The organism is Actinomycetospora sp. NBRC 106375 (assembly GCF_030269665.1).
In the GTDB taxonomy this organism is placed as follows: Bacteria; Actinomycetota; Actinomycetes; order Mycobacteriales; family Pseudonocardiaceae; genus Actinomycetospora.
In genome coordinates, this window is record NZ_BSTS01000034.1 from 23,929 (window position 1) to 31,584 (window position 7,656).

General features: G+C 76.9%; 7 protein-coding genes. 2 read left to right on the forward strand and 5 right to left on the reverse strand.

Features of this window, described 5'->3' with window-relative positions; translation table 11 throughout:
- Positions 1-34: 34 nt before the first annotated feature.
- Positions 35-1,255 carry an oxygenase MpaB family protein gene (locus QSK03_RS31225; RefSeq protein WP_285659522.1) on the reverse strand — a complete coding sequence of 407 codons (1,221 nt, stop codon included), beginning with the start codon at positions 1,253-1,255 and terminating at the stop codon, positions 35-37.
- A 45-nt stretch (positions 1,256-1,300) separates the two neighbouring features.
- Between QSK03_RS31225 and QSK03_RS31230 the strand changes: the two genes are divergently transcribed.
- The gene (locus tag QSK03_RS31230) at positions 1,301-1,924 is read left to right on the forward strand and encodes a TetR/AcrR family transcriptional regulator (protein ID WP_285659524.1); all 624 of its coding nucleotides are present in this window, start codon (positions 1,301-1,303) and stop codon (positions 1,922-1,924) included.
- Here the strand turns inward: QSK03_RS31230 and QSK03_RS31235 are convergent.
- The 4 genes from QSK03_RS31235 to rfbD all read right to left on the reverse strand — a co-directional run bounded on the left by QSK03_RS31235 (position 1,891) and on the right by rfbD (position 4,992).
- On the reverse strand, positions 1,891-2,820 hold the full coding sequence (locus tag QSK03_RS31235; protein ID WP_502872245.1) for a glycosyltransferase family 2 protein: 930 nt from the start codon (positions 2,818-2,820) through the stop codon (positions 1,891-1,893). The genes QSK03_RS31230 and QSK03_RS31235 overlap by 34 nt on opposite strands.
- 9 nt (positions 2,821-2,829) lie before the next feature.
- Positions 2,830-3,714 (reverse strand): tetratricopeptide repeat protein, encoded by an 885-nt coding sequence (locus QSK03_RS31240; RefSeq protein ID WP_285659528.1) that lies wholly within the window; start codon positions 3,712-3,714, stop codon positions 2,830-2,832.
- Positions 3,715-3,740: 26 nt separating this feature from the next.
- Positions 3,741-4,007, reverse strand: a complete 267-nt coding sequence (locus QSK03_RS31245) for a hypothetical protein (protein ID WP_285659530.1) — start codon at positions 4,005-4,007, stop codon at positions 3,741-3,743.
- Positions 4,008-4,077: 70 nt separating this feature from the next.
- Complete coding sequence (gene rfbD, locus QSK03_RS31250; RefSeq protein ID WP_285659539.1) at positions 4,078-4,992, reverse strand: dTDP-4-dehydrorhamnose reductase; 915 nt, start codon at positions 4,990-4,992, stop codon at positions 4,078-4,080.
- A gap of 381 nt (positions 4,993-5,373) precedes the next feature.
- Here rfbD and QSK03_RS31255 point away from each other — a divergent pair, with 381 nt between their 5' ends.
- Positions 5,374-7,533 (forward strand): LCP family protein, encoded by a 2,160-nt coding sequence (locus tag QSK03_RS31255; protein ID WP_285659532.1) that lies wholly within the window; start codon positions 5,374-5,376, stop codon positions 7,531-7,533.
- Positions 7,534-7,656 lie beyond the last annotated feature (123 nt).

Consider the following 7,656-nt stretch of genomic DNA (forward strand, 5'->3'; position numbering starts at 1 on the left):
ACTCTTGGGAGATCGTCCTGGAGAGCGGTCACGCTCAGCCCGGCAGCGGCGCCACGCCGGGCTCGGCGCCGGCGAAGCGGCGGTCGATCTCGCCGCGCGTCCAGGCGTCACCGGCCCGCTCGAGCCACCGCCGCCCGGTGCGGGTGCGCGCGACGAGCCCGGAGAGTACGAGGTTGCGGGCGAACGCCACGGGCACCGGCCACGGCAGCGCGGCGGGCAGCCCGAGGTCGCGCAGCCCCTCCCGCCCGAGGAACCAGCGCAGCAGCCCGAGCACCCGGCGTCGGCGGTACTCGCCGCGCACCCCGGCCAGCGGCCCGGACGTCAGGGAGCGCTGTCCGTCGACGAGGGCGGTGGCGAGCGCCGGGCCGGCCGGCGTGACGTCGTCCTGCACGAGCAGCACGTGGTGCAGGAACCGGTTCTGCTCGCGTTCGGTGGCGAACAGCCAGTCCTCGTCGACCCCCATGAGCCAGCCGACGTAGCGCCAGAGGTGCATCACCGCGCGGGACTCGGCCGGCGTCACCACCCAGCCCAGCGCGCGGGCGCCCAGCAGCCCGGTGCTGTTGAAGAGCCCGAGCGTCGCCGCCTGGTCGGCCTGGTTGACCGGCAGGCCCCAGTGCCCGACGTCCCAGCGCCCGTTGGTCTCGAACCGGCGGTTGACCAGGGCGTGCATCGCGCGCACGTGCACGGTCAGCCGCCAGCCCGCCCCGTCGCGGCGCAGCCCGCCCGGCGCGATGAGCGAGCGCGCCCACTCCTCGGTCTCGCCGAGACGGCGCATCGCCGTCGCGCCGGTGAGCCCGCCGGTGGCGACGAGCAGGTCGGCGGGGCCGCCGAAGCGGTAGCCGCCGATCAGCGACAGGGTGAGCAGGACGTCGTCCAGCGTGCGGCCCATCCGGCGCAGGGCGCGCCCGCCGCGCTCGACGAGGTCGTGGTCCACCCACGCCGGGGTGTCCTCGACGACGGCGAGGAAGCGGGCGAGCGCCGCGTTCTCCGGCGTCGACCCCGGCGACGCGAGCGCGCGCGAGAAGGCCGCCATCGTCACGCGCTCCGGGTCGGCGCGGGGCCTGCCCATCGCCGCGGCGAGGTCGGCGCCCACCTCGTCGCGGGTGAACATGCGCCGGCCGATGGTGTCGAGCAGGTCCTCGTCGGTCTCGCGGACCCGCGCCACGACGGCGAGCGGGCGCGCGATGCGCCGGCTGCGCTCCGGCGCCGCACGGAACCGTCCGGGATGGAGATCGACCCGCTCGCGTGCCACCATGCCGTCGATGCTGATACGAGTTCCTGCTCGCTTTCAACTCGCGTCGTGACGGCCCCGCGACGCCGCCGGCAGCCGCGTCAGGAGCGCTCCCGGGCCACCGTCGAGCGGATCGTCGCCGCGGGCCGCGCGGTCCTGATCGAGCGCGGGACCGAGGGCCTGACCACCAACCACGTCGCGGCCGCCGCGGGGATCAGCCCCGGCTCGCTCTACCAGTACTTCGGTGATAAGGAGGCGATCCTCGACGAGGTCGTCACCCGCTACAGCGACGAGCTCGAGGAGCGGGTGACGGGCGCGTTCGTCGCGACGGTGGCCGTGCGCGACCCCACCGAGGCGGTCCGGCGCATCGTGCTCGCCCTCGTCGACGCGCTGGCCGAGCACCCGGCGCTGCTGCGCGCGGTGGCGCAGCGGATGCCCCGGGCCGGCGACGACCGTCGCGCCGCGTTCGCGCGCCGCGTCGACGCGCTGCTGACCAGCACGCTCGTGGCGCGCTCCGGCGGCGCGACCCGCTACCCCGCCGGCACCGTCGCGTGGCTGGTGGTGCGCACCGTCGAGAGCCTCGCCGTCGGGTTCGTGCTCGAGGATCCGCCGCTGGGGCGGGAGGAGTTCGCCGACGAGGTGACCGCGCTCGTCCTCGGCTACCTCGCGCGCGTGCTGGACCCCGCGCCGTAGGGCTCCGAGCCGGGGGCGGCGCGGACCCCGGTGCGCGCGCGCAGGCTCAGGCCGACCCGCAGGGCCGCGCGCAGCGGCGCCCAGCGGGCCCCGCGGTAGCGGTCGGCGAGGAAGCGGTAGGCGCTGCGGTGGTGCTCGGCGAGCATCCGGGCGGCGGTGGCGGCGTCCCGGTCGGTGGCGTGCCCGCCGGTGTGCACCACCTCGGCGTCGGGGACGTAGACGTTGAGCCAGCCGGCGCGCCCGAGGCGGTCGCCGAGGTCGACGTCCTCGAAGTACATGAAGTACCGCGGGTCGAACCCGTCGACCGAGGCCCACGCCTCGCGGCGCAGCAGCAGGCAGGAGCCCGAGAGCCAGCCGGCGGTGCGCTCGGCGACCGCGCCCTCCTGGCGGTAGGAGCGCGTCCACGGGTTCTCGGGCCACACGGCCGCGAACAGCGCGTGGCCGACGCCGCGCCCGAGCGAGGGCACCAGGCGCGCCGACGGGTAGACCTCGCCGCCGGTGCGGATGAGCGGCCCGAGACCGCCCGCCCGCGGCCAGCGGGCGCCGGCGTCGACGAGGGTGTCGAGCGCGCCGCGCCCGAGCACGATGTCGGGGTTGGCGACGAGCACCCAGCCGACGTCGGCGGGCAGCCCGGCGACCGCGCGGTTCGCCGCGGCGCCGTAGCCGACGTTCTCGCCGATCACCAGCAGCTCGACACGGTCGTCGGCGGCGGCCGCGGCCTCGGGAGCCCCGTCGACCGACCCGTTGTCGGCGAGGACGACCCGGTACGGCCGCGCGGTCGCCTTCTCCAGCGAGCCCAGGAACTCGCCCAGCGCCTCGCCCGGCGAGTAGGTCACGCAGACGACGGCGAGCCCGTCGCCGAACCGGTCGTCCCCAGCGGTGCTCACACCCGGCATTGTCGCCGGTCAGTCGTCGAACTCGTCGACCAGCCCGCGGTACTGCATCTCGAGCACGGCCAGCGCGTCGGGATCGCCGCGCCGGGCGGCCTCCTCGATGTAGGCCTGGGCCTCGTCGCGGCGTCCGTGGTCGAGCAGGAACCGTCCGAGGTGGAACGGCGCGCCGGGCTCGTCGACCTCGTGGGCGCGCCGCAGCTGCTCCTCGGCACCGGCGAGGTCGTCGTGGCGGTCCCGGAGGAACCAGCCGTAGTAGATGTGCGCACACGGCCCGTCGCCCTCGGCGGCGCGGCGGTAGAGATCGCCCGCCTCCCGGACGCGCCCGGCGGCGAGCCGGCAGTCGGCGAGCGCGAGCAGCGTGGCGGGACGGTCCGAGTCGAGCAGCTCCTCGGCGAGCTCGGTGGCGGTGACGGGGTCGTCGAGCTCCTCGAGGTGGAGCGCGACGAGGTTGAGCGCGGCGAGCTCGTCGCCGAGGCGCACGGCCCGGTCGAGCACGTAGAGCGCCTCCTGGGTGCGCCCGCGCCCGCGCAGGAAGACGCCGTAGTCGTTGGTCGCGGCCGGGTCACCCGCGTCGAGCCCGACGAGGAACGCCGACTCGGCGGCCTCGTGGTCGCCGATGCCGGCGAGGGTCTCGCCGAGCAGGCCGGCGAGGTCGGTCTCGCCGCGGCTCATCACGGCCGGGACGAGGACGTCGGCGGCCTCCCGGCGGTCGCCGCGGTCGAGGTAGGCGTGGGCGAGCAGCCCGGGCGCGGAGGGCTCCCGGCTGGCGACGGCGCGGCGCAGCAGCGCGATGCGCTCCTCCAGGCCGTCACCGGAGTGCGCGCCCGGTGCGGCCGCGAGCGCGCGGGCCCGGTCGCAGAGGGGTTCGGCCGTCCCCGACGCGGCCTGCTCCGTCATCCGATCAGTGTGCGGGACACACCGGTCTACAGGCGAGGGCCGCTCGAGCCGTCCTCGACCTGCGGGAGCGTCAGCGGCCAGTAGCGCCAGGAGTCGGGGGACGCCGCCGCCCTGTTCTCCCTGGCCTCCCTGGCCTCCCGCGCCTCGGCGCGTGCGGTGCGGCGGTGCTCGGCCTGCCACCGCTCGTCGCGGGCCACCCGGGCCCGCAACCGATGACGTTCACGCCCGGCGTCGATCACCAACCACACGGCGACGAGACCGAGCAGCGCGAGGAGCACCGTCTCCACAGCCATGACCGCTCAACGCACGAACCCGCCCCGAGGACACGCGAATGACACCGATGGGATTAAAGACGTGGTCCGTTCAGCCCAGCAAGAGGTCCGGATGGCGGGTGACCGCGGCGTGCAGGGCGTCCCGCCAGGGTGGTAGCGGGGTCAGACCGGCGGCGCGCCAGGAGGCGTCGGAGAGCACCGACCACGCCGGGCGCGGGGCGGGGCGCGGGAAGGACGCCGTGTCGCACGGCCGGACCCGGTCGGGATCGGCGCCGAGCTCGGCGAACACCGCCCGCGCGAGGCCGCACCACGTCGTCTCCCCGCCGCCCGCCGCGTGCCGGGTGCCCGCGGGCGCCGACGAGCGGGCGAGGGCGAGCAGGCCGTCGGCGAGGTCCGCCGACCACGTCGGTGACCCGTGCTGGTCGTCGACGACGTCGAGGGTGTCGCGCTCGCGGGCGAGCCGGGCCATGGTGCGCACGAAGTTCGCCCCGGTGGCGCCGTAGACCCACGCGGTGCGCACGATGTGGTGGGCGCCGGGCAGCGCCGCGCGCACCCGCTCCTCCCCCGCGAGCTTGCTGCGGGCGTAGACCCCGTCCGGGCCGGTGGGGTCATCGGGTTCGAGCGGCCGGCGGGCGCCGTCGGGCAGCGGGCCGAGCACGTAGTCGGTGGAGACGTGGACCATCGTCGCGCCGACCTCGGCGCAGGCCGCCGCGAGCAGGCCCGGCGCCTCGGCGTTCGCCGCCCAGGCGTCGGCCGCGGCCGCGGGGTCGGTCTCGGCGAGGTCGACGGCCGTGAACGCGGCGGCGTTGAGCAGCACGGCCGTGTCGTCGGCGCCGTCGGCGGGCGCCGCGGCCCATGCGTGCACCGCGTCGCGGACCGCCGCGGGGTCGGTGACGTCGGTGTCGGCCCGGGTCAGCGCGACCACGGAGTCGCCCGGCGGAGCCCCCGAGGCGGTGAGCCGGTCGACCAGGTCGGTCCCCAGCGCACCCCCGGCTCCGGTCACCATCCACCGCACGGCACCCCACCCCCCGTCGATCACGCGGAGCGCAGTCTCGCACCGCCATCGGGTGAGCACGGACCGCGGTGGGGCGCCGGGGATCCACGACTCCCGGAAGAAGCCCAGCTCGGGAGCGAAGCTGATCACCGGCGGTCGCCGGCGACGCGCCGACGGGCCGACGGACGGGTGACGGACCCCGCCGGGCGGCGGGGGCGTCTAATCTGCGATCAACCCCGGTCCCCGGACCGCCTCGTCGGCATACCCGGAGCACGGCGCGACGCGGCGCCCGCGCCTCGGGGACGTCCCCTCGGACGACGGCGACCGGAGGGGCCGGGACGGGACCGAGCAACGCCCCGCGGGGCCGAGGAGCGGCGGAGGGAGGCTGGACCCGTGGACCGTGACGACCCCGGCCGCGACCGCGCCCGGCGCTTCGGTCCGTCCGCCACGGCCGGGGCCTCCGCCGGTCCGGCGCGCCGCAGCCCGGGTCGCGCCGGGGGACCCCCGCTCGACGACCCCGACGCCGACCAGGGCGTGCCGTCCGCGGACGAGAGCCTCACCGAACCGGACCGCCGCCCGGCCTCGGCCCGGCTGCGCCGCCGTGACCTCGCCGAGCTGTCCGCCGCCCCGACGGGCACCCGGCCCCGGGGGAAGAGCCCGGGCCCGCCGCCCGACCGGCTGGATCGGCCCGACCGGCCGGAGCGCGCCGAGCGAGCCGACGAGCCCGGCCGGCCGGAGCGTCCCGGCCGGCCCCGGCGCCCGGCGCCGCCCCCGGACGACCCGCGCGACCGGCGCGACCCCCCGGACGACCGCGGTCGCGAGCGCCGCGATCCCCGCGATCCCCGCGATCCCCGGGACCCCGGCGACGAGGGGACACTGCGGGAGCCGGGGACACGGCCCCGGAAGGAGCCCCGTCCCCAGAAGGCGCGCCCGGACCGGGACAGGGATCGAGAGAGGGACAGGGACCGCGAGCGGGGTCGCCCCGGACCGCCACCGCCCCGACGGCCCGGACGTCCCCGGCCGGAGCGGGAGGTCCCCGACGACGGGCGGCCGCCACGCACGGTGCGGCGCACCCTGCGCCTCGCGGTCGCCGTGCTGTCCGTGCTGATCTTCGCGCTGTCCGGCACCGCCTGGGCGGCGCTGTCCGGGAGCCTCGGCTCGGGGTCGAGCGCGCTCGGCGGCGAGGCCGTGGGCGACGCGGCCGACGGCGCGACGGACATCCTGCTCGTCGGGGTCGACAGCCGCACCGACGCGCAGGGTCAGCCGCTGCCCCCCGAGGTGTTGCGCGAGATCGGCGCGGGCGCCGCCGACGGCGTGATCAACACCGACACGATGATCCTGGTGCGGGTGCCCAACGACGGCAGCCGCGCGGTCGCGTTCTCGATCCCCCGCGACAGTTACGTGACGATCCCGGGCGCCGGGCGCCGCGACAAGATCAATTCGGCGTACCCGGGCGCGAAGGCGGAGGAGGCGAACCGGCTCGTCCAGTCCGGCGACACCGACCCGCGCGACGTGGACGTCCGCTCCTCGGAGGCCGGGCGTCAGGAGCTCGTGCGCGCCGTCGCCGAGCTCACCGGGCTGACCGTCGACCACTACGCCGAGGTCAACCTCATGGGCTTCTACACGCTCACGAACGCGGTCGGCGGCGTGGACGTGTGCCTGAAGAACCCGGTCGACGACGACCTCTCGGGGGCCCACTTCTCCGCGGGGCCGCGCACGGTCGCGGGCCACGACGCGCTCGCCTTCGTGCGCCAGCGCCACGGGCTGCCCAACGGCGACCTCGACCGCATCCGCCGCCAGCAGGCATTCCTCGCCTCGATGTCGCGCAAGATCCTCTCCTCGGGCACCCTCGCCGACCCCGTCACGCTCACCCGGCTGCTCGACGCCGTGAAGCAGTCCGTGGTGCTCGACAACAACTGGGACCTGCTGCGCTTCGGCCAGCAGATGCAGGACGTCAGTGCCGGCGCCGTCGCGTTCCTCACCATCCCGACCAACGGCACGCGCAACGTCGACGGCCGCGGCGAGGTGCTCGACGTCGACCCGCGCGCCGTGGAGCGCTTCGTCAGCGACGCCATCGGCCCCGACGAGGCCGCCGGCGAGGACGACGGTCCCGCGCCCGGGACGATCCCGGTCGACGTGCTCAACGCCTCGGGCACCGAGGGCGCCGCCGCGCGTGTCGTCGCGGTGCTCTCGGCGCAGGGCTACTCGCACACGACGGCCGACAACTCGCCGACCTCGACACCGCGCTCCGAGGTGCTCTTCGGGCCCGCGGGCGACGCCGCCGGTGCCCGTGTCGCGCGCAGCCTCGGGGACCTGCCCGCGCGGTTCGACCCGTCGGTGCCTCCGAACTCCGTCCGCGTCGTGCTGGCCGAGGACTACCGCGGCCCGGGGGCGGCGCCCCCCACGGCCTCGCCGCTCGGCGCGACCGGGGCCGGCGGCTCGGGCTCGGGCTCGAACTCGGACGGCGAGCTCGGCGGCGACGGCGCCACCAGCGCCCCGGTGCCGCCGCCCCAGCCGGCGATCACCGCCGAGGGCGTCCCCTGCATCGACTAGTGCGTTGACCACGAACGTTTGCCGGGTCATGCGGCTCGGGGTCGGCCCCAGCGGTGTTGTCGTTCGCTGCGGATGCGGGCGCGTTCGCGGCGTTGAGCGGCCAGGACGTCGGGGTGGCGGGCG

Bases quoted from the DNA above. Each gene is read 5' to 3' on its own strand.
- QSK03_RS31235 (WP_502872245.1), bottom strand. From the start codon at position 2,820: ATGCCGGGTGTGAGCACCGCTGGGGACGACCGGTTCGGCGACGGGCTC.
- QSK03_RS31245 (WP_285659530.1), bottom strand. From the start codon at position 4,007: ATGGCTGTGGAGACGGTGCTCCTCGCGCTGCTCGGTCTCGTCGCCGTG.
- QSK03_RS31240 (WP_285659528.1), bottom strand. From the start codon at position 3,714: ATGACGGAGCAGGCCGCGTCGGGGACGGCCGAACCCCTCTGCGACCGG.
- QSK03_RS31225 (WP_285659522.1), bottom strand. From the start codon at position 1,255: ATGGTGGCACGCGAGCGGGTCGATCTCCATCCCGGACGGTTCCGTGCG.
- rfbD (WP_285659539.1), bottom strand. From the start codon at position 4,992: ATGGTGACCGGAGCCGGGGGTGCGCTGGGGACCGACCTGGTCGACCGG.